This window comes from Sphingobacterium sp. 2149, assembly GCF_031455655.1.
Classification (GTDB): domain Bacteria; phylum Bacteroidota; class Bacteroidia; order Sphingobacteriales; family Sphingobacteriaceae; genus Sphingobacterium.
Genome location: NZ_JAVDTD010000001.1, coordinates 22,075 through 44,698, shown reverse-complemented (window position 1 = coordinate 44,698; position 22,624 = coordinate 22,075). Strand labels below are relative to the sequence as shown.

Annotated in this window: 20 protein-coding genes; 3 read left to right on the top strand and 17 right to left on the bottom strand. The window is 43.3% G+C overall.

The window, feature by feature from the left end; translation table 11 throughout:
* Positions 1–51: 51 nt before the first annotated feature.
* On the top strand, positions 52–612 hold the full coding sequence (locus tag J2X77_RS00155) for a hypothetical protein (protein ID WP_209575747.1): 561 nt from the start codon (positions 52–54) through the stop codon (positions 610–612).
* Between the two features lie 144 nt (positions 613–756).
* Here J2X77_RS00155 and J2X77_RS00150 read toward each other — a convergent pair whose 3' ends face one another.
* From J2X77_RS00150 to J2X77_RS00130, 5 genes are all read right to left on the bottom strand, one after another.
* Positions 757–1,461 (bottom strand): NrtR DNA-binding winged helix domain-containing protein, encoded by a 705-nt coding sequence (locus J2X77_RS00150; RefSeq protein WP_209575749.1) that lies wholly within the window; start codon positions 1,459–1,461, stop codon positions 757–759.
* 3 nt (positions 1,462–1,464) lie between these two features.
* On the bottom strand, positions 1,465–2,379 hold the full coding sequence (locus J2X77_RS00145; protein WP_310078496.1) for a hypothetical protein: 915 nt from the start codon (positions 2,377–2,379) through the stop codon (positions 1,465–1,467).
* Between the two features lie 106 nt (positions 2,380–2,485).
* Positions 2,486–3,268 carry an NAD(+) synthase gene (gene nadE, locus J2X77_RS00140; protein ID WP_209575752.1) on the bottom strand — a complete coding sequence of 261 codons (783 nt, stop codon included), beginning with the start codon at positions 3,266–3,268 and terminating at the stop codon, positions 2,486–2,488.
* Positions 3,258–4,754, bottom strand: coding sequence for a nicotinate phosphoribosyltransferase (locus J2X77_RS00135; RefSeq protein WP_209575754.1), 1,497 nt, complete (start codon positions 4,752–4,754; stop codon positions 3,258–3,260). Before J2X77_RS00135 ends, nadE begins: the two co-directional genes overlap by 11 nt.
* A gap of 4 nt (positions 4,755–4,758) precedes the next feature.
* Positions 4,759–5,571 carry a ribose-phosphate pyrophosphokinase gene (locus tag J2X77_RS00130; protein WP_209575756.1) on the bottom strand — a complete coding sequence of 271 codons (813 nt, stop codon included), beginning with the start codon at positions 5,569–5,571 and terminating at the stop codon, positions 4,759–4,761.
* 314 nt (positions 5,572–5,885) lie between these two features.
* Here J2X77_RS00130 and J2X77_RS00125 point away from each other — a divergent pair, with 314 nt between their 5' ends.
* Positions 5,886–6,377, top strand: a complete 492-nt coding sequence (locus J2X77_RS00125; protein WP_209575758.1) for a hypothetical protein — start codon at positions 5,886–5,888, stop codon at positions 6,375–6,377.
* 181 nt (positions 6,378–6,558) lie between these two features.
* On the opposite strand, the gene J2X77_RS00120 is transcribed toward J2X77_RS00125, so the two are convergent.
* Genes J2X77_RS00120 through J2X77_RS00090 form a run of 7 tightly spaced genes read right to left on the bottom strand, consistent with a single transcriptional unit; the run spans position 6,559 to position 15,023 of the window.
* A complete protein-coding gene (locus tag J2X77_RS00120; protein WP_310078495.1) occupies positions 6,559–7,530 on the bottom strand; it encodes a Gfo/Idh/MocA family oxidoreductase in 972 nt (323 codons plus the stop codon).
* The gene (locus tag J2X77_RS00115) at positions 7,523–8,722 is read right to left on the bottom strand and encodes a M20 family metallopeptidase (RefSeq protein ID WP_209575762.1); all 1,200 of its coding nucleotides are present in this window, start codon (positions 8,720–8,722) and stop codon (positions 7,523–7,525) included. Before J2X77_RS00115 ends, J2X77_RS00120 begins: the two co-directional genes overlap by 8 nt.
* Positions 8,723–8,772: 50 nt before the next feature.
* Positions 8,773–10,338, bottom strand: coding sequence for an SLC5 family protein (locus J2X77_RS00110; protein WP_209575765.1), 1,566 nt, complete (start codon positions 10,336–10,338; stop codon positions 8,773–8,775).
* Entirely contained in the window at positions 10,319–11,710 is a 1,392-nt protein-coding gene (locus J2X77_RS00105; RefSeq protein ID WP_310078494.1) for a hypothetical protein, read from the bottom strand. The genes J2X77_RS00110 and J2X77_RS00105 overlap by 20 nt, the downstream gene beginning before the upstream one ends.
* Before the next feature lie 3 nt (positions 11,711–11,713).
* Entirely contained in the window at positions 11,714–12,481 is a 768-nt protein-coding gene (locus tag J2X77_RS00100; RefSeq protein ID WP_310078493.1) for an SDR family oxidoreductase, read from the bottom strand.
* Positions 12,482–12,512: 31 nt separating this feature from the next.
* A complete protein-coding gene (dgoD, locus tag J2X77_RS00095; protein WP_310078492.1) occupies positions 12,513–13,691 on the bottom strand; it encodes a galactonate dehydratase in 1,179 nt (392 codons plus the stop codon).
* A gap of 9 nt (positions 13,692–13,700) precedes the next feature.
* Positions 13,701–15,023: an aspartate aminotransferase family protein gene (locus tag J2X77_RS00090; protein WP_310078491.1), complete on the bottom strand. Its 1,323-nt coding sequence runs from the start codon at positions 15,021–15,023 to the stop codon at positions 13,701–13,703.
* Between the two features lie 153 nt (positions 15,024–15,176).
* On the opposite strand from J2X77_RS00090, the gene J2X77_RS00085 reads away from it, so the two are divergent.
* A complete protein-coding gene (locus tag J2X77_RS00085) occupies positions 15,177–15,974 on the top strand; it encodes an SMP-30/gluconolactonase/LRE family protein (protein ID WP_209575773.1) in 798 nt (265 codons plus the stop codon).
* 30 nt (positions 15,975–16,004) lie between these two features.
* On the opposite strand, the gene J2X77_RS00080 is transcribed toward J2X77_RS00085, so the two are convergent.
* From J2X77_RS00080 to J2X77_RS00060, 5 genes are all read right to left on the bottom strand, one after another.
* Positions 16,005–16,643 (bottom strand): GntR family transcriptional regulator, encoded by a 639-nt coding sequence (locus J2X77_RS00080; RefSeq protein ID WP_209575775.1) that lies wholly within the window; start codon positions 16,641–16,643, stop codon positions 16,005–16,007.
* A 66-nt stretch (positions 16,644–16,709) separates the two neighbouring features.
* A complete protein-coding gene (locus tag J2X77_RS00075) occupies positions 16,710–19,358 on the bottom strand; it encodes a hypothetical protein (RefSeq protein WP_310078490.1) in 2,649 nt (882 codons plus the stop codon).
* Between the two features lie 4 nt (positions 19,359–19,362).
* Positions 19,363–20,355: a DUF4466 family protein gene (locus J2X77_RS00070; RefSeq protein ID WP_310078489.1), complete on the bottom strand. Its 993-nt coding sequence runs from the start codon at positions 20,353–20,355 to the stop codon at positions 19,363–19,365.
* An 8-nt stretch (positions 20,356–20,363) separates the two neighbouring features.
* Entirely contained in the window at positions 20,364–20,759 is a 396-nt protein-coding gene (locus J2X77_RS00065; protein ID WP_209575781.1) for a hypothetical protein, read from the bottom strand.
* Between the two features lie 25 nt (positions 20,760–20,784).
* Positions 20,785–22,617, bottom strand: a complete 1,833-nt coding sequence (locus tag J2X77_RS00060) for a RagB/SusD family nutrient uptake outer membrane protein (RefSeq protein WP_209575783.1) — start codon at positions 22,615–22,617, stop codon at positions 20,785–20,787.
* Between the last annotated feature and the right edge of the window lie 7 nt (positions 22,618–22,624).

Below are 22,624 nucleotides of genomic sequence, written 5' to 3'. Positions count from 1 at the left end.
GTCAATCCATATGTTTATCAGCAACGATAATAATTACTAAAAGAAACGACAATGAAATTAATACGAAAGATTATTTTTCTGCCCTGCGTGGCATTGCTTTTTAACTGCCAACAAAAGAATGAGGTTAAAAAATCTACTGTTGTATTCAGCAGCGCTCCCAGCATAGACTCCATACACAAACAACAAGACCAAATCTCCCTATCCAATGATGACCTTACGCTTTTCAGGCAGCTCTATCCCATTACCATTCTTCGGCCGGAAAGCAAAAATAGTTTTAAAAAATATGGGATCGAATTCTCCGGAATATGTTATGCCTGTGATCTTGCAGAAATCAAGATCAGTAAAGAACAGCTTCATTTGGTCAACGTCTGTGATTCGAATGAAATCTACCAGATTAAGGACTTCACCTATACCAGCAGCGCGGCGGGCTTAATCCTAAAGACTCAACACAATGAATTTATCTTCAAGCGAGTAGAGAAAGAACCTATTTTCGAATTGCAAATAAAGGGGGATGCTCTTTTGCTAAAGAATAAACGTATCGCAAAATACTACACACAGAAAGCTTTGATCGATCAGTTCGAAGTCCATGATTGTGGCGATTTTCAGGGTTAGCCTAACCCGACTTCACCTGACAATTGCGCGATGATATGAAATCTGCACTGACCCTTTACTAAAGGTATCAAAAGAATCAGCCTGGGTTAAAACAGACAGGCAGTCGTTCATTGACGACCGCCTGTCTGGCTCCAATGGTTAGACTTATATTTCAAAATAAAAACCCGATTCAGTAAGTTCTTTATATTTTACCCTGTCAAAACTATAGATCTTCGCGGCCCTGGCACGCCGATCTTTTTGCTTATCGCTGTGGTCGATTAATAACCCCATACTGAGGATTTTTTTTCGAAAATTACCGCGGTCGATTGAGCGCTGCAGAACGGTTTCATACAAATTGTGCAAATCGGGCAACGTAAACTGCTCGGGCAAAAGTTCAAAACCGATCGGCTGATAACGTATTTTCCCCTTGAGTCTTTCGATTGCGGTATTCAAGATCTGCATATGATCAAAAGCGAGATCTTTATTTTCATCAATGCCGAACCACCTAACCGCTTCAATATCTACACCCGCTTGCAACATATATGCTTCAGGCTTGACAAGTGCATAATAAGCAATGCTGATCACTCTTCCACGCGGATCACGAGCTAAGTCTGAAAACGTATATAGCTGTTCAAGGAAAATATCCTGGAGACCGGCCTCCTCGTGCAGCTTACGAAGCGCACAGTCTTCGGCTGTTTCATCTTCCTGGATAAAACCGCCAGGAAATGCCCATTTTCCCAAGAAAGGTTCTATTGCCCGTTTTGTCAATAATACCTTGAGCTGGTTTTTATTAAAGCCAAAGATGACACAATCCACGGTGACAGCCGGTCTGGGATATACATAGGTGTATTTTTCTGTTGAACTTGCCATGAGCTACAAATTTACTTCGGTTGACAATTTGAGCTGTATCCCATATTTTTCTTTAAGTGCGTCAAACTGCAGTAGCGTTTGCTCTTCGAATCCGCCGATCGGCGACATGCAGTCTGTCAATAAAGTAATACGCGAGGTAATTGACCGATCATGTTCAAAATATTCCAAAATCTGTACCGCCGAAGCCAATACGCAGTGGCTTGATGCCTCCCCCGCAATATAAATAGCATCGTATGCCCGTATTGCTTCAAGTACAGCGTGGTTTACGAATTTATTGTCATCATACTCGGCTTTGATAATACCATACATCTCCGTATACGGGTCCTGTCCTTTGTAAACCAAGATCGGTTTTACCTTGCGCACAGCACTATGGAAATAGAGCATATTCGTAAATTGACTCTCAAGCTGTGCACCCCAGGTTCCCTCCAAACAATGGTATGGCCAGATACACAATTGTTTTTTACCCGCAGATTCCAGCTGCTGGAGATAATCGAGCGCTAAGGCTGTATGGCGGCCATCGGTAGCACGCCAGATACCGTCGCGGACATCAGCATAGCGAATGATGGTAAATGGCTCCGGATGATTTCCTTCCGCATCCACCCACCAGTCGGCATGGAAAATCTGCATCATCGAATGACAGTCAAGGCTGCACATCACTTGTGTCAGGGAACCCAAATTGCAGTACATCCACTGTGTTAGACGCTGAACATCTCCTTTGGAACCTTTGACGGCAAGGCTCCCGATAGAGTCCATAAAATCGTTCTGAACATCTATTGCCAAAAGCAGCGTTCGTTTCGCATCCAAAGCTGCAGGCTCGACCTTTTCCTCATGTGCCAAGGCCAGCATTGCCGGTACATTATCGCTTTTGCCGCTGGCAATATGCTGCACATCGACAATCTGATCAAATGGTGTTTTCATGCTATTCATTTTCTTTAAGTCCGTATTTATTGCGTTAAAACGCTAATCGTCCTTGCGGTCCGATCAACCTGAGCGCGCTTGCGCTAGTTTACTTAAACATTTAAAACTACCCCTTAAAAGTAGGTATCGCAGCAAACTTATGTGCAGATTGCTCAATACGCTTACGAATACGTTCGTCTATCGCAAGGTCGCCCGATGTGCCGCTCAGAATAAACCCATCGATTTGCGCATAAGTCATCCCCAATTCCTCTTCATCTGTCTGCCCTTCCCAAAGACCAGCAGACGGACTTTTATACTGAATAGATTCCGGTACGCCCAAGTATTTTGCCAATGTATACACTTCCTGTTTAGTGACCATTGCCAGCGGATTCAGATCGTAGGCACCATCGCCCCATTTCGTAAAATAACCCACGGTAGCTTCGGCCATATTACCTGTACCGATGACAAATCTACTTCCTAGCTGCGCAAATTGATACAAATAGGTCATCCGCACACGTGGACGGATATTCGCTATGCTCAAGGCTCTGTTTGCTGCTGAGGCTTCGGTTATAAACTCTTCGCGCTGAATCGTCAGGGCATCAACCGCGGGCTGAATATCAAATACATGATAGGGAAAATCAAACTTCTGAATAAGCTCCATCGCATGCTGATGGCTTTTACTAGTATTCATATCGCTGCCATAGGGCATCATAACCAAGTGTACATCCACTTGAGCAAGGCGGCATAAACAAGCCACAACACTGCAGTCGATACCACCGCTCATTCCCAATACAAGTCCTTTACGGCCGGCCGATTTCACTTGCTGAGCAATCCAGGATGCCATTAATTGTGCATACTGTGCTACGTTTTCATCCTGGATGAAAAACGGTTTGTTTACGCTATTTTCCATATACTCGAATTGTTTCGGTTTTTAATCTATTTCTTATTTCCTCAAAGCTAGACGTGTGAATAAATTCACCGTTCAAATAACATTCTTGCAGCAAGTTTCTATTTTCCAGTTCAGCTACAGTTTGTGGGGTCAGGTTATCTATTAAACGAAGTTCATCATGTTCGAAAACAACAGCCACCATACCCTTTTGCGATTTCTTAAAGTTTCCGGTATCTGTAGCAGGACGCTTCTGAATTGCTTTAAATTCTCCATTGACAATTTCGGCAGTCCCTTTTAACGCAAAACCAAAAGTATCGCGTGTGACATATTGATAGGTATAAGAGCCTATTCCCAATATGGTATTGGTGGAAGCAAAACCCTTATCAAGCAGACCTTGACAGATTTTATTGGCCCTGCCTACTGTAATGGAATCGCCATATACCACTCCGATATGTGAATCCAGCTCCTTAAATCCTTTGCTGTTGGTCGTGCCGCCAAAAAGTTCATATAGACGTTCGACAATACCTTTCCGAACAGTACTGCGATCAGATTCTGCATCACCACAGATAATTTTTACAGGATCGCCACTATCGGGACGGATCACCACTTTACCCGTTCTTGCCATAATAATGTCCTTCAACTGCGGCAAAACATGATCGACGACATGCCAGAGGTCATAGGTGTCCGATACAATAGAGATATTTCCACTTGGGTAGACGTTGGTGATGAGATGCCTGAAAGCTTCCACTTCGTCGTCTCCATAGGAACACATCACGCTGTGTTCTGTTGATGGGGTATACATCATTACATCACTTTTTGCATGATAGTACGATTTCAGATACTCTCTGACAGAAAGCGTAGCCGATACACCGAAGCTTAATAGATGCCCACCGGCTGTACGATATGCTGTTTCGGGAGAACCCATGCCACGCATGGAAAAATCTCCGGCTTGCGTGAAAACTTTATTGACGTCGCCCGTTTTCTCCGCAAAGCCCATCAACAATCTTTTATATTGATCCGCTATCGTCGCCGCAGTCATCGGCGACCAGACGTAAGCGGATAGCTGTGTCTCCAGATATCCTGGCAGCCAGAAAAAATCCGGATGTGTATTTTCAATCGTAAACATCGGCACACCGATAGGCACTAGACTGCCCTCGGGCAAGGCTTTTACTTTGATTGGGAGATAGCCCAATCGATGCAGATCGCGGATATGTTTTGATTCATGTGTTGAGGCAAAATTAACGTTTGTCGGCTCAAAAACGGATGCGATTGCTTCCTCATACGCTGCGACGACTTTTTCTTCCGGCTGGGCAAAAAAGTTCTCATCAAATGAATTGGTGATTTCGGCGAGTGCCCCTTGAAGTCCAAAGAAAACAACATGATTGATACCTTCTAGGCGTGACATGCGTGGAGTCCAGGTTTCGTATACCCATTGTGTATGATCCGGATATTGATCCTTATGACACAATTTGTAACCATCTGTCCAAAGGATTGGATTTTTGTTCATCGATTTAAACATGGTGCTCATTTGTTAAGTTGATATAATTTATTTTAGGATGGACCGTATCCATCATTGAATTGGTGGTAAAGACACTGACTATCGGTGAATCATCATCCAGCAATGCGCCTTTAAAAATTCGAGGTTCACAATGTGTAACCAAAAGATAGACCACACTAGCTCCCATTTCTTTCAAAATTTTCCCTGCCCAAAGAAAGGTTCCACCTGCAGAACACAAGTCATCGACAATAATGCATTTTGCCCCGAGCGGAATATCCCCGGCCTTGAGCTCCATCCCTTCGATTCGGCCTGTTTGTGGGTTTCGCTTCTTCTCAAAAATGCAGCTATTTTCATAACCACTGTTGATATAACGTGCCGCGGCTCCTTTATCCGGAAAAACAATCCGGTCTTGAGCTGAAAAATCAAGTTTTTCCATTAATTGTGGCAACCAGTCCAGTGCCGGATAAATCCCCACACTGTTCGCCAGGAGCTCCAACGTCACATTGGAATGTGGCTCGACAACAGATACCGTATCAAATTGTAAACTATTTATAAAGTCAGCCACATACTGTAAGGTAAACAAATCACCTTCAATCTTACGATCCATGCGGCTATAGGGCATATAACGAATCAGTAGACGGCAAGATTCGCAGGGAACCTCGTCCAGTCGCTTTTTGACAAAAAGCAAGCGGATCAAATCGCCATCCTCCTGATAAGTAAATTCGATGAGATTGTTCTTTAAGATCAACTGATCAAAATCTTTCACTTTTGTCTCCCTATTTGGAAATTGCTCTGTGACTATCTGATGCTTATTTAATACAATCATAACTTCTAATTTTCCTTTATACTGTTGAGTATTTTTTACTCAACAAATATGAAGATTAAATTTAACGCTGCAAAATATATTGAGTACTTTTTACTCATAAAAATTAAAACAGAACATACAGCACTGAAAACCAGTTAAATAATTTGAAAAAATCTGTGTAACGAAAATATCGATCTGGTTTTCATCGAAATTAGCGGATTATAGGGATTGAAATTTTACGATAAAACATGATCTTTGTCTATACCATAGTCACGAAAATCTTTGTCAGCACATTTGTAGACTGAGAGAGACTTTGATTTATTTAAGCATAAAGCATGGAATTAGCCAATCTTATCAAACAAGATATTGAATCAATTTTACAAATTGAATCTCAAGACATCAACCAATTGGTCGAAAACTATCGCGAAGACTTAATGGATGCGGAGACCTATGATGCCATCGATGCGTACAATATGCTCTATTCGAATATTTATGAAATGTCAGAGGAAGAATACCTCGATGCTTTTCGTACATTGGGTGAAACCTATCCGAACTTTGGCAAGGCCGATGAAAATGACTTTCAAAAGTCAATTGCTGAACTGGAACGTTTAAAACATGCCTTCAACGAACTGCAGCTCCATACTACCGAGGGAAAGCATCTGTTAGCGCTGCAATTAGCTGTTTTGGAACTGGATATTCAGGTGTACCAAAAGCTAACCTTATCACCAGCGACAACCGAGATAGAGGCTGAAATCAATTTATTGGAAACAGAATCTTTCGGTCTAACGAATCAGATCAATCAGTTTTTAGAACAGTATCACGATTAATTATGCAATCATTTTATCCTATTAGTCTTCGTTGCCAACGGCTAAAAGTTGGTCTTCTTTTAACCTGTTTGCTATCATTTCTGCCAGCGGTATTTTTTTCAAAATAGGATGGTGCTAGCGCAATAGAGGTCGCGCTGTTGATCATGGTGCTCATTAATTATTATGTAGGATCGGCACACCCTTATTTTTGAAGCTGAACGGTACTTCCACCCGTTAACTTACTTTCCTGAGCAGCATCAATAAATGCACATATTCCCAAAGTTTCCTTTTCATCAACCGGGCTTAGGCCCGTTTCGAAAAATGGCAGGATTTTATCGAGCAACGGACCGTAGCCCATAAACTGTCCCAGGCGGACAATTCGATCTTTTAGAAATACTGTTCCACCAAAATCATCCTTTCCTTCACGAATACCGCGCAATGATGCAATCCTTCCGTCTCCCCACTCACCAACGTAAAGCGAAGTGCCCTGTTCCTGAATAGTCCGCACAGAATGGCAGTCAGGCCCCATCAAAGCAAATAGCATTTCCACCCCATGGATACCGTACCAATACAAATCTTTATGTGAAGGTTCGGTTACCGCAGGACAATACACATCAGCGCCAATGATATTCTCTGTATCCAATTCCTGAAGTCCATCGATATAACGCAGGGAGCTTGAGGAAAAAACAGGACAAGCGTATTTTTTTGCTGCTTCAAGAATTTTAAAGGCATCCGAATAAGAATTAGCGATAGGTTTATCGATAAATAATGGCTTTTTAGCTTTGATAACTTCAAGCGCCTGCTGCAAATGCAGATTTCCATCATTTGTTTCCAAAAATACATAGTCTACTTTTTTCAATAGCTCGGCAATGCTCGATACGATCGAAACTCCAAGTTGCTGAACCTCTTGCGTGATTTTAGGAATACGCTCCACACTTAGGGCAATCGTTTGACTGCCATATGGATAAGCTGCAACAACGCTAAATTTAGCATAGGGATGATTGCTATCTGCCGTATTGATCGCCCTTGTAAATGCCACAGCATGGGTAATGTCCAGTCCGATGATTCCTATTTTTTTCATCTTTCGACGGGCTAAGAACAACTTATTATTTGCCTGCGCGGCGTACGATAATCCAAATGCAACCGAGGACATCAAAAATTCTTTTCTATTCATCTGATTCATTCAAAAGGGAAATCGCAGCATTGACCATAACAGCCATCGCTGTTTCGAACGCTTTTTCATCAAGGTTGAATTGTGGATTGTGAAGACCATATTGGGTTGAAGATTCATCGTTATTAGTTCCGATCAACATAAACAGCGAAGGATAACGATAAGAATAATAGGCAAAATCTTCCGCTGCCATCCAGATGTCGAGTTCCTGTGGCACGTCTGCCCCCATTGTATCCGCAATAATCGCTTTGACTTTTTGCGTTAAGGTAGGATCATTATAAAGAGCAGGGTAACCATGCCGTACTTCAACATCGACCTTTGCCCCAAGCGACATGGGAAGCGTGGCTGCTATTTCAGCCACCGTTGCTAGCGCCTCCTTGCGCCATACCTCATCCATTGTACGGAATGTTCCAGCTAATTTCACTTCTTCTGGAATAACATTAGCTGCCCCATCACCAATAAAACGTCCGAAGGTTAATACAGAAGGTACATCGGGATTAGCTTTTCGGCTAACAATCTGCTGCAAGGTCGTGAGCAACTGTGCACCGATCATAATCGGATCAATAGCCCTATGCGGCTCTGCAGCATGACCACCGCGCCCCTTTATGGTAAAATAAAACTCGTCACTTGAAGCCATAAACCGGCCGGAACGCAAACCGACCTTCCCCAGTGCAACACGAGGACTTACATGTAACCCTAGTACAGCTTTGATGGTACCACCAAAAGATTCCAGAATTCCAGATTCCAAAACTTGGATAGCCCCACCGGGTATCTTTTCCTCCGCAGGCTGAAACAGGAAAACGATCTTTCCGGAAAATTCGGCTTTATACGCATTCAATATTGACGCTGCGCCCAAAAGATTGGCCGTATGAAAGTCATGGCCACAAGCGTGCATCACACCTTCATTTCGGGACTTATAACTCACCTTGTTTTGTTCATGGATTGGTAATGCATCGATATCAGCCCGCAGCACAATAATATCATTGCTCATTGCTTTTTCACCAGTCAGCACAGCAACTACACCGGTATTGGCAACAACCTTAAACGGCATATTTAACTCTACTAGTTTTTGCTGAATATAGGCACTTGTCTCGAACTCCTGGAAGGACAATTCGGGATTTAGATGTATGTGGCGGCGTATAGCAACAACTTTTGGAAAAATATTTTTAATTTTCTGGTGCAGTTCTTTCAGCATGTTTTCCTTTATTTGAAGCGTTTAATAAGTAAATCTTGCAACAAGTTAAGTTAAAAATAACGTACGTAAAAATAGAGTACAAGCACCGTAATGATTATCCACCACAGCGTTGGATTTCGAAATCCACGATAAGCGGCTTTATCCTGATCGGGAACCTGAAAAGTATCGCCTGTGAGCACAAGATTTGTCAACCTCGTTTCTGCAACCGCAGGTGTCATTAGACTGACTACTGCACAAGCGATCATACATGTCCAGAATACAATACCAGTTCGATTGAAAAATGGCATTTCAGGCAATGCATATTCCAAAAGTAAAGACAGCGGAATGGTCAATAAACCAGCCGTCAATGCTCCTTGCGATGTTGTTCTTTTCCAAAACACACCCATCAAAAACATAGTCGCAATACCTGGTGTGAAGAGACCATATAGGTTCATTAGATAAAGAAAAACTGGTTTATCCGAATAACTGATTAGAACAACTGCACTCATGATTCCGAGAACGATAATCGCTACTCCGGCGCGCTTCCCAAAACGGATGGCCTCATAGTCCGTTGCATTTTTATTAATGTATTGGCCATAGATATCAACTGTCAGAATCGTCGTACAGGAATTGATCGCACCCGAAATATGAGACATAATTGCCGAGATTAATCCGGCCATAACCAACCCTACCAGACCTTTGGGCAATAATGTTTCTACCAAGGTCGCGAACAGCAAATCGGGCTGATCGAGATGCGGTAAGAATTTAGGAGCAACCAATGCTGGAATGGTAATAATCAACGGAACCAAAAATTTAAGGTAATCGCCAAAGATTACCCCCATGCGTCCATGCCATTCATTCTTTGCAGCCAATACGCGCTGCACAATAAATTGATTTGTAGCACAATAAAACACACTAATACATAACAACCCGCCAAGATACATGGTCCAGGGAAAATCAGGATCAGTTGCGGGATAGAACATTTTCCAATCTTTGGTTGAATCGACAACAGACTGAAACCCTCCCGCTGCATCGATGGTTGCAAAAGTCAAAACTACCCCTCCCAGCACCAGAATGACAAGCTGCACCATTTCTGTCCATATTACCGCCTTCAGCCCCCCTAACACCGTATACAAGCCCGTTAGAATTGCCATGCCAAAAATACTGTATAGGATAGGAATACCGAACAAAGCATGTAACGAAAGGCCACCCAAATAAAGAACAGCACCAATCTCCACGAATACATAGGTAAACAAGATCAGAATAGCATAAAGCACCCGGGTAGCATTGCCATATCTTTTTTCGAGGTATTCGGGAATCGTATAAAAGCCATTTCGGATATAAAATGGCAAAAATATCCAAAGCAATGCATTAAAACCGATTAGAATGGCTCCCCACTCCAAGGTAATCGCTACGAAACCACGACTATAAGCAGCGCCCATGGCTCCTACCAGATGATGGCTGCTGATATTTGCAGCAATGATACTTCCGCCAATCATCCACCAGGGTAGCTTATCGCCCGCGAGAAAATAATCACGTTTTGAAACGGAGTTTTTTCGAGAAGCATATAATCCCAGTACCACTATACCGATAATGTATACGGCAAAAATAATGATGTCAATCCAATCGAGTTTCATCGGTCAATAATGTTTGAATTCCTAAGTTCGTTTGTTCAATAAGTATTTCAAGACTTCCACTGGCATAAGGGCTTTGCCACACGGCATAGATATCCTTATCATAAAGCTCCCTTGGTGCGAGATACCCTACATATCCATTGGCAATGTTGATAAAAACAATTGTGTGATCTGGAAACTGAGCCCTAACCTCCATTTGGTAACAGGAATAGGCTTCATTGGCCTGGGCTACTAATACCGCATCTCCCATTTTCCATATCCATACGGGAATAATTGCTTCCTTTTTGTTCCCAATAGATTTACATGTATTATATTTTCGCCAAAGGCGGTCTTTGAGCACACGATCGGTACAGCTTTCATATTCCTTTAAAATGGCTTCGGGACTAGGCAGATTTTTGTAAGGCACTTCGACCGATAATACCGTTTGTCTAAAATCGGTTGAAACAGGCTGTTCCTGAAATTCCCAGCAGGCTAATGGAGCTCCTGAAATCAATGCCTCCCTAAACCCCCAGTTTTTATGACTATGCTGTTCTTGGGCCAGTGTCGCAAGCACGGCATATCCCAACTGTTTTCCATTGGCTTCTACTATTGTCGGATCCTTTACATACTGTCTCCGTGGAGCCAGATCTCCCGATGCGCCCTGCAAAAAAAGACAAGGTACAGCGAGCACGCTTTCCACCGTATTTCGCATTTCGCCTACAAAATCGGGTGAGATCAAGTCATTCTCATGAGCAAAACTCGTGGGATGGCATGCATAATTGCAAATAACCGCCTTTAAATTTTCGGCACTGTCATGTAATCGCCCGACCAACAGCGTTGTATCGGCTGTTTTCAATGGATTGTAACCAATCAGATACTGTGCATCCACCTTCAGGTCACGGTCGCTTGCCAAATCACAAACGCCATAATTCCAGATCAAACTTCCTTTAAACAGCGTACTGCGTGCCGTTTCAATACAAGATATCGCCTGTTGTGTAAGAAATTTCAGGTAAGGCACAATCAGTTGTCCGCCAGGCTGCCCGGCATCGCTCGAACAGATACTTGGGCCTGCATGTGTATGTGATAGTGCAAAAATCAGCTGCGATTCATCGAGATCAAAATGCTCAAGTAGCGCAAAGCGCAAAGTTTTCTCGTCGGCTGCATTTTTCCACCAGCCCAGGTCTGCAGTTACTATAATTGCAGGCGGTTGATCAAACGATGCGATATACAAACAATGCATCATCAGCGGCTGGTGGATAGCTTTCGCCTGATCAAAGGCAGCAGCACCCCAATTACGGGAATAAATACCGATCGGCGGCGTAATATCGGCCTGACTAAGTCCGAACCTTGCGGCCAACCTTCCTGTTGTATCTTTAAAGCTATCTTTTTGTTTCATAGCCTAAGGTCTAATCAAGGAAAGACCGCCATCCATCACAATAGAAGTACCAGTCATATGCTTACAGTTGTCTGAACAAATCCAAAGGACCTGTTTGGCGATCTCATCAGCTTCGATGATCTCACCGAGGGGCACGATCGCTTTTGCTTTTTCCTGAAGTTCACTATTTGTCGACCATACAATTTTACTCAATCCTGCATTGACATAGCCGGGCGCAATTTCATTGATGCGAATCCCATCTTTGGCATACTCAAGTGCCATGGCCTGACAGAGCATCCTTATCCCTGCCTTCGAAACACTGTAAGCCGGTAAATTCTGATGGACTGCATGTGCTGCCCAGCTACCGAGAAATACAATTGAACCCGCAGTACCACCCGCTATAAATGATTTTGCACAGGCATTGGCCATAAAAAATGCGCCATCAAGATTAACGGCCATTTCATTCCGCCATTCGTGGCTGGTCAATGTCCTAAAATCTTTGATCGTAACACAGGCAGCATTGGCAATCCCAATGGATAACGCCCCAAACTCGCGATGTATGCGTGCAACCCAGGCGTCCACCTGTGCTGCATCAGCCACATCAACCTGATCGTAAAAGATGCCAGTTTGGGATCTTCCTAATAGCGGCCATCGCTCGTTAGCGATATGGGGTTCAAACCGATCTGAGATACAGACGATGGCCTGCTGCGCTAAAAATGCCTTAGCCATTGCTCTTCCGATATCACCGAGCCCCCCGCTGATCAACACAACTTTATTCTTAAATTCCTCCATCTACGCTATTTTAAGAGTACCAATATTAAGACTACCAATCCCCTACGCTACCATCCTTGTAAAATGTTCGCTGCAATATCTCCTGCTGAAAAGGATGTCTCTTCACTTCTTCTTCATTGATTTCAATACCCAATCCAGGTCGTGTATTCGGAAGCACAATCCGCCCTTTCTCCTGAACCTTAAACCCTTCGGTAACTACATCCTGCCGCCACTCGACATCTTTATGCACGCTCTCACAAATAATATAGGAAGGTGTAGCAAAACCCAGCTCGATAGAGGCTGCTGTACTCACGGGGCCCTGTGGATTATGTGGTGCCATTGACACACGATAGGCATCAGCCAAAGCCCCGATCTTGCGCGCTTCAGAAAGACCGCCGCAATGAGTGATATCGGGTTGAATCACACTCACCGCGCGCTTCTCGAGCATATCCCGAAATGCATGTACACCAATCAATCGTTCGCCCGAAGCAATAGGTGTGGTAACAGCGCGCTGGATTAAGGCAATATCTTCCATGGTCTCTGGCCAGCAGGGTTCTTCAAAAAAATACAGCCCATAAGGCTCCAGCGCTTTAGCAAACTGCATCCCCATACGTGGACTAGGCCGCGCGTGACAATCTACCATGATGTCAATATCGTCGCCCACCGCATCACGCATGGCCTTTACACAAGCCTCTGCATATTTAATTGGGCGAAGACCTTCTAAAGACATGATTTCTGGAACAGCCATCGATTTAAAAGCTGTAAAACCTTCATCAACGGCTTTCAGCGCAAGATCACCAAATCGCTTCGCATCATCTGGGGCCGTCTCATAAAAATCCTCCATGCGACCACCTCCTAAATGACAATACAAACGAATATAATCACGTACTCGGCCGCCCCACAGCTCATGACAAGGAACATTGTGTATTTTGCCCAGAATATCCCATAAGGCGATATCAATACCACTGATGGCCGTACCTCGTACGATCCCGTTTCCATGCCAGAAGTGTTGTCTATACATCATCTGCCACAGGTATTCAATACGACGCGGATCTTCACCGATCAACAATTGAGAAATATCTTTGATTGCACCGACCACACTCTGCGTGTGCCATTCTAATGTGGCTTCGCCCCAGCCCCAAAGACCAGGCTGGTCGGTGATAATTTTGACAAAAATCCAATTTCGCATGCGCGCATGGCACACAAAGGTTTCAATAGCGGTTATTTTCATAGTTAGGGTTTACAAACTTTTTATCACGCGTTCAGTTGCTTCCAAAGTCCTGTCAATATCCTCCTCAGTATGTGCAAAGGAGATACTTCCTTGTTTAATTGGCGCTGGAAAATTGAAAATTCCCTCTTTAATGAGCTTCTTACGATATTGGGTATCCAATTCAAAGTTGTGGTTATCCAAAATATCATGAAAATTCACAGGCGCATGATCCATAAAATATGTACAAAAGGCAGATCCTTGTCGTGCGACATAAAATGGTATGCCTAATTTAGGAAATATTTCCTTATATCCTTGCTCCAAACGCGCACCTAATGCTTCGACATGGGCATAAACGCCATGTTTGGAGCTGCCCAATTTTTTCAATGTCGCAATTGCCGCCGCAGTAGTTAATGGAAAAGCATTAAAAGTACCTGCAATCATAACTCTTTTGGATTTATCGGGATCCACAAAGTAATCCATATATTTTTTCTTTCCTGCAATAACACCCAATGGATAGCCGTTTGCAACCGCCTTTCCGAATGTTGAAAGATCTGGTTGAATACCGCAGATCGACTGGTATCCGCCCAGTGCGTGTCGAAATCCGGTTTTCACTTCATCAAAGATCAATAGAAATCCCCGCTCGTCGGCCATTTTACGCAAACCCTCCAAATAACCTTCCTGTGGCTTTACAATTCCAATATTCTGTAAAATCGGTTCCAATAAAATACAAGCAACATCATATTTTTGAACCACATACAGCACGCTTTCTAAATCATTATAGTTCACAATATGGACTAAATCGCTGTGGTTTTTGGGAACACCGGCACTTAATGAATCGAAAGGATATTCCCCAGGGCTTTGGTACGACCCCACATCTGCACGTTGGCTGATCACATTGCAGGCCACATCGTTATGCCAGCCATTGTAGCCCCCCTGCATAACAATCACATGATCACGGCCTGTTACCGCACGAGCAATACGGATGGCATGGTAAGTCGCTTCCGATCCTGTCGTTGTAATCTGAACACTCTCCACCGAAGGAACGGACTGACAAAAAAGCTCCGCAAACTCTCCTTCGAGTAAGGTTGGCCCAGCCCCCATCAATACCTGCTGTTCCTGCAAGGTCTGTAACACTGCAGCGTTCACGTCAGGATCATTATGCCCCAGAAAGGATGCTGCAAATCCAGCCTGATAATCTATGTAGCTGTTCCCGTCAATATCTTCGACCAAACTACCATTCCCTTTGACGAAGCAGATATTCGGATCTGACTTCCGATTTAAGGACACCACTCCACCAGGTATCCATCTTGCATTCTCCCGCAGTATAGCGGCTGATTTTTCATTTTCTTGCATGCTTATTAAAAATTTTGCTATTTATTATTGTTATAATTGGATCATTAGGGCTGCATATGACGCAGCAATTTGTATTTAAATTCGTATTACTTTATGTATACCAAATTACAATATTTTTGTATACATTTAAAATAAATTTTAAAATTTTTAAAAATGAATATTCTTTTAGACGGACTTCAATTTCCGGAGGGCCCGGCTTTCGATCATGAGGGCAACATATGGCTTGTCGAGAAAGAAGCAGGAAACTTGGTTTACTATAAAAACAATCGGCATAGCAGAATAGCCGTTGGCGGCCATCCCAATGGAATTGCGATAGACAAAAAAGGAAATATCTGGTTTTGTGATTCACAACAAAATAGCATCCGCTACTATGAGCCCATTCACAAAAAATGCACGACCATCGCTACAGAAATTAAAGGAAAACCCTTAAAGATGCCCAACGATTTATGTTTTGATCGACTTGGCAACCTATTGTTTACCTGCCCAGGAGATGACTTAGCGGATGGCACAGGATACCTCTGTTGCCTGAATACACATGGCTTGCTTGCTAAAATCCAAACCGATTTATTCTATCCAAACGGATTGGCCTTCGCTGCAGATCACTGTTCGCTCTTCGTGGCCGAAACAGGTACCAAATGGATATGGCGAATGCGCTGGAATCCTATATCATGTCAGGTAGAACATAGTGAAAAATTCCTAGAAACAGGCGGGAGCATCGGCCCAGACGGGATAGCTTTAAGTCATGATAACCATCTTTTTGCGGCAATATATGGATCACAGCACATCCTCTCGATTGATATCAACAGCAAGACTACAAAGGAAATTTTTACTCCTGGAATGAATCCAACGAATTGTGCCTTGGATCGACAAGGCATTCAAGGACTAATTGTTACCGAAGCCCAAAATGGGCAATTATTACAGTGGGACTGTACAAAAAAGGGTCTATTGTAACCAATAGACCCGCTATAAAAACCAAAAAAACTAAACTAATTCCAAAGCTTCCTGTTCACCTCGATCCAAATGATGCACCAGCGTAGTGTAAGCCTTATTCCAATCATCAGCTTTCAGCGCATCCACAATCGCACGATGCTCCTTTTCCGTATCCAAATAATCCTCCATTTGGCCCATAATAGCTCCAAGTTTCATATGAAATAAAGGGATATTACTGTTCTTGTAAATGGAAATTAATCTTGAATTACAGGTCCCCTCAATAATCCGCTCATGAAAGCGTACATCCGCTTCACACGCACCACCATAATACCCTTTGCTAACCATTTCCGAAAAATCATTGCATATCAATTCCAAATCTTCGATAAGTTGTTTATTTTTCTTTGAAAACAAAATCTTCAAGGCCCCTATTTCGAGTAGTTCTCGAAGTTCACGAATATCCTTTACATCTTCGACAGTCATTTTCTTCACAAAACAACCACCTTTTTCACCAAATTCAACCAGACTTTCTCCAGCTAAACGCATAAATGCCTCTCGAACAGCAACTCTGCTTACATTAAGCTTATCTGCCCAAGCGCTCTCCACCAATCTTGCCCCCCCAACCAGCTGACTAGATAAAATTTTCTTACGCACTTCTAAATAAACCTTATAGGCAAGCGAATCCTCTTTCATATTGTATACAATTTGGCACAAAAATAAGAATACAAAATCATTAAAAAAATTTAAACAATATATTCTTTAATTAATCCTTCCTTCTTGGGCATCATAACGCCTACCCGGCGATAAATAAATAGTTTCGGCTTTAGATTTCCAACTGGTTGTATGATTTCCCTTAAGAACATTTATATTAAAGCTACTATTTTTTAATGAACTTTTCATATTCCAGAAACCATCTTTCAACCCAACCACAACAACTTCATAAGACTGATCTCCCGGCACCACAAGCTCAATAGGCTCATCAAGATATCGGTGTGGCTTTGCAATAACAAGCAAACGATCAGCGACTTTGATGATGTAATAATTCGATTTTTCCTCGTAGTGCAGCGGTAATTTTGAAGAGCCGCTTTCCGTCATCTGAAAAACCGAAGCATAACTAAACTGATTATTTTGCTGTTTAGGAGAAACCATAATCCGCGTCCCCCGAGCCTCTGGCCAAGGAGATTTCACGTGATAAAGATCACCAAAAACAAAAGCTGTCGAATCGCCTGAATACATATTAACCTCACTGTCCGCTAGCTTCGGTTTCAGCAGATCCACATAAGTTGAACCAGCTACATTTTTAAACGTACTGCTCAGCACAAATCCTTGTTCCGTCTTCACTGGCTTTTCCAGGGTATTAATCTGCCAATAGGGCTCAAATTTTCGATCGTTCGTTTCCAGCTCGTCCAATAGCACAATGATAGCCGGCACATCCTCTCTCTTTAAATTCAGAAATAAGAAACTTTTGGTATAAGCTTTTACTTTAGCCGTGTATGCTGCGGTTAGATCTACATTAAAATAGCTGTAGTTCGGCTGAATGGGATCCGGACCGAAAGCTGAAGCCCTAATTTCACCGGTATGATACCACGAATCATGGATAACTTCATCAACCGTCCTCGGAAAACGCTGACTGAAGCGCGTTCCACCATCATTTGTTTTTGTTCGGAACAAAAGGGGCTCGGCAGGATCACGCACCAGCATCATACTGTGCGAGACCGACCGTTTATTAAAGTTAAAATCATAGGGAGAGCCATACGAAAGATACAAACCCAGATCGCCGACCTGAATTCCATGGTGGTAAATCTGTAAAGCCCCAGCATCTGCATGCTGATGATTGCCGAAATGATAACCACCACCCTTAATTTCTGCAACCACATCGGAACTTCCGTTCTCTTCGCTCCAGCCTGTCCGGGCAACCATAGACCCTAAGATGGGTCCAAAATCCTTTGTCAACGGCATTTTCTCACGGTCAAAATCCGGCTTCAATTTTGGATCATCCAAGAGGAGAAACAAGATTGGATTGTCGGGCAAACCGCCCTGCTTGACAAACTCGGCCTTGATTACCGGATTACCTGAATAGGCATAACAAAGCAACATGGTCTGTGGGTTTTTCCAATAAAAATCGGCACTGCTGTTGTACTTTACATTAAACATATCCCCGTCGCGTAGCATTTTTCCGTCAGGCGTTCGCATATACAGCCAGTAATACGGCATATTCTTGATGTTATCGTCAAAAACCGGATAGCCAAGCATACGATAATACAACCAGGCTCCGTGCATTTCCCATCCAAAACGATAGCCACCGTAATCAACACCTTGATTATGGCGCGGAGACTGATACTCAAACTTGCGCATAGGCACCAACTCTTCCAATATCGAATATGAAGTATATTTGTAAGGTACAGGATCCTCATCATATAAAGCAATACTCATTGCCAGCAGATCGCGCGACACCTGCGCCTCATTCCCATGCCCATTGATAATACTTTCGATACCAAAAAAGGGAGGCCAGCCAATTTCCATATCTTGCGCCAGACGCATCATATTTTTATGCAGGTTGGCCTTAACGCGTACATCCAATAAGGAGTAGCACCAGTCGTACATCAGTGCACCCGTATAAATTGCACGTCCCAGCTCGCGTGTAATATCACCATAGGATACATTCCCGAACTCCAACATCGTCAAGTACTGATCCGCCAGTCTGACCGCCTCTTGACCTATTTTTTCGTCACCGGACATGAGGTAATAAAACGCTTTTGATTCAATAGCACGCTCGAGCTTTTCATCGTAAAACATTTCCTTATTCGGATCAAAAATAAATTGAACAGGTTGCTGCGCAAGTGTTTTCACTTTTCCCCAAGCTTCCAGATGCTCCACCTCTTCCAGCCGCCCTTTAACAAGCGGCAAAGATTCTTTATTAACCCATAATCTGGGATGACCTGCAGGTGGAACAATCTTTGGTTTATAATTTTCCGCTGCAGCTGGTGCAACTGGAGGCACAAAGGCATTGATCGAAACAGCTTTAATTTTAAAATTAGCTGGCAATTGCATGCCGACCGTCTGCTTCCCTTTCCCAAAATAAAATTTACCGAGATCCTGCTTCGCACCCCTAAAACTATCAAATACGATACGCTTGGTCGGTCGCGAAGCACGAACCTCAATCGTAGCATACAGTGTCATCATACCCGTTTTATCGGCGGCTTTTATTTTATTCAAATCAGTCACTTCACCTTCCGAAGCTAAGCTATAGACACCTGCAGCCGGGATATCTACCTGTACCTGCAGATCCTGCGCCTTACCTTTTACCGAAGTGACCTTTGCCTGTTGCCCGTAGGCGCTACCGAGGATCGCCATAAAAGCGACCCCCAACATGCCTAACTTGACTTTTAGCCATATCCTCACACCCATATCCTTATTTTACTTGCAATCTTTTTACACTTATCTTCATTTCTTTGGTGGTATTATTTACGCTATTCACAAATACATAAGCGTTGTATTTACCATCGGCTGTCTGCACCCATATTCCTGCTTCAGCTTTGAGATTAATGGCAAAATCCGGGGCATCTGCAAAAGATTTATCTTCCAGATCCATATCATCCACAAATACACTATATTGCAATCTTGCCAGCTGCTGGTCGCGCACGGTCCAAGCCTTCACAATCTTCGTTTTATTGGTTAATCCTGCCGGCAAAGTGAAACTCGGAAAATAGCCGGTATCCGCCGTGGGCGCGACCAAGGAATGTGCATAGGTCACTGTCGGCAATGCCCGGTACAAATAAACAAAATCAATTTTATCCGGGTTTGCTGCCGCTTCTGCCGCAGTATACCATTTCAAGTCGGCAACAGAAAAAAAGCAAGCCGCACCATCCTTCCCCGTCAAGTCCAAAGCCATATCCATATTACGGATCGCATAAGCTTCCGTTTTCAATGTGATCTCCTGTCCATTACTGGCCTTTGCCCTGAAGGTAAAGGTAACGGCTTTGCCCTTTGCCGCTGCCGGTATTTTATAACTATAGCGCAAGGTTGAAGCTGAGGTATCTTTTGTAAACTTTACCTCCATGCTATTTCCATTTACGGTTGCCGGATCACCAACGACAACACCGACATCAGCCCCTGTACTACTTGTAGCATATGATTTGTTTTCAAGCATTGTACCTTCATCCCCCACAATACTGGCCTCGACCGAAATAGAGGTCAGTTTTCCCTGATCCGGCAATATCGCCGCAGCATAAGCAAAATCTAGTGTAGAACCAGCCACATTGGGTCCTAGAGAACGTTTAATGATATCGTTTTGTAAGCCATCTTTTGCTTTTGGAACATCATAAGCTTCTTCTTTACAAGAAACGAACAACAAGAATCCACATCCGAGAGATAACAGTCCTATTTTTAAATAATTTGTTTTCATCTGCTTCCTTATTTTTGTACTGTCAAATAAACCTTATAAGTCTTGCGCACCTTTCTGTTTCCCGACACGACAGTCCATTCGCGCGGCGTACCCAAATTGGAAAAATCTTCCTTTCCTAAAATCTTAGGATCAAGTACCGCATCGGTGACCAATGAAAACTGTGGGTATAAATTTTTCAAATCTGTGCCAAATAGCACCTCTACGTTGATGGTCTGCGCGAGGGTATCAACCACAGCAGCCTTCGTACGTACTGTCTGAAAATCAGCCCCCAAAAGCTCAAAACTACTGACATAACATTCCGACCTATTTGTGATCAATAAACCATCCTCATCAATTGGATAATCTTCCTTACAACCGGACAAGCTAACAAGTAGCATTCCGATTAAAAATAACGTATATTTCATTTTATTACAGTCAAGTGTTACCATATTATTTCCAAGGCATATTTTGTGTTAAATTCGGATTTCTTGAACGTTCTGTTTCTGGAATTTGATAGATATAACATCTTTGATACGTCAATTCAGACTCATTGAAGAAAAAGCGCTCCCAATTATTACCAAAGCTATCCTGAAACCATTTCCCATCCCCATAAGGTTTACCAAATGCCGTTTCCAGTTTACGCCATCTCCTCAGATCAAAAGGACGTTGACCTTCGCCAAACAACTCAACAATTCTTTCCTGCTCAATAGCATCAAAGAAGGCGTCCCGAGAAGCAGTTTTAGCGCCAGCCAGTGCCGGCAGATTACCACGACGCCTCACCTTATTGACTAGCTCGATTGCATCTGACTGTGGACCACCCACCTCATTGGTTGCTTCTGCATACATCAGGTATACATCAGCGATACGCATTAAAGGCCAATTGTAATTTCCATCGCTACGCGCCACACCGCCATAATTGCGCACAAATTTACGCGATTGCAATCCCGAAAGATTAGTGGTATTATCGGTGAAAGAAGATTTATAAGAAACACCGTTTACGGTCACTGCCGCCCCCCAAGTCTTGTAGATAAATGGAATATAGCCGGTCAATTCTGTAGGGCTCATGCTCATAATCAATTCGTAATCCCACAACAAAGTTGCTTTCATGCGATAATCGCGATTACGGTACGATTCGGGGTTCACAGCAGAATTTACCGTCGTACGTGCGGCTGGATTTTTCACTGGATCCATCTGCACCATTTTAGGCAAGAAATCTCCGGTAACGGTCGATTGATACCGGTCGGCCAGTTCATAACGCGGAATAGCCTGATTCTGCCCCAAAGACACCAGCGGTCCAGTCCATACCCGCTGATACTCCTCACTCTGTTTTGTTCCGACACCACCATGCGTCAGCACCATGACCATCTCTTCATCCTGACTCAAGTTACCTGTTGACGGAATAAACATATAATAATAATTCGGCAGCACATCTGCTTTACCCAATTCACCCCATTGACCCGGATCACCATTTCTAAACATTTTGATCCCAAAGTCATTGATCACGCGCTTAAAATCCGCAGCAGCGGCAGCATATGCCGTCTTGGCATCCGCAGCAGACTGGACAAATCCATCCAATTCGGGCCATCCATTTTTCTTCCACGAGCCCCAGTACAATTGAAACTTACCACGAAACGCCAAGGCTGCAGGTTTTCCTGCCCTACCAATAGCAGCCCCTTTATTGGGTAATTTGTCCACCGCATAGTTCAAATCAGCCATAATGGAATCTTTCAATTGTGCAATAGGCATTCTCCGTACCGTATCAGCCTCGGCAGGAGCGGGTGCCGACTTATAAAAATAAGGCACATCACCCCAAAGGGAAACCAGCCTAAAATATGCGATGGCGCGCAGCAATCTAGCTTCCGCTACGATAGTTTCCAATGTTTGCTTTACCGCATCTGTTTTTGCAAACGGCAACAAACGCGCATTGGTATTTTCGATCACAAAATTAGAACTGAATACAGAGCCATATAATGCCCTATACATTGCAGAAGCTCCAGAACCATAATTCATGGGACTATTGACGGTCATTGAGATTGGCGCCGCACCCGTATTGTACATCTTCAGAAAATCTCCATGTCCATCAAAATGGTAATCGCGATCAAAACAAGGTCTGAAGATGGAGTAATTTGCCATTAATGCAGCAAGTGCATCATTCTCATTCACCCAGAAAGTTTCGGAACTTGGTGTTGTTGTCGGATTCTGATTTAACAAATCTTTGCGACAGGCGGATAAACCAAGCAGCAGCAAAGAAGAAATAAACAGGATGTTATATATCGATTTCATAAGTTTA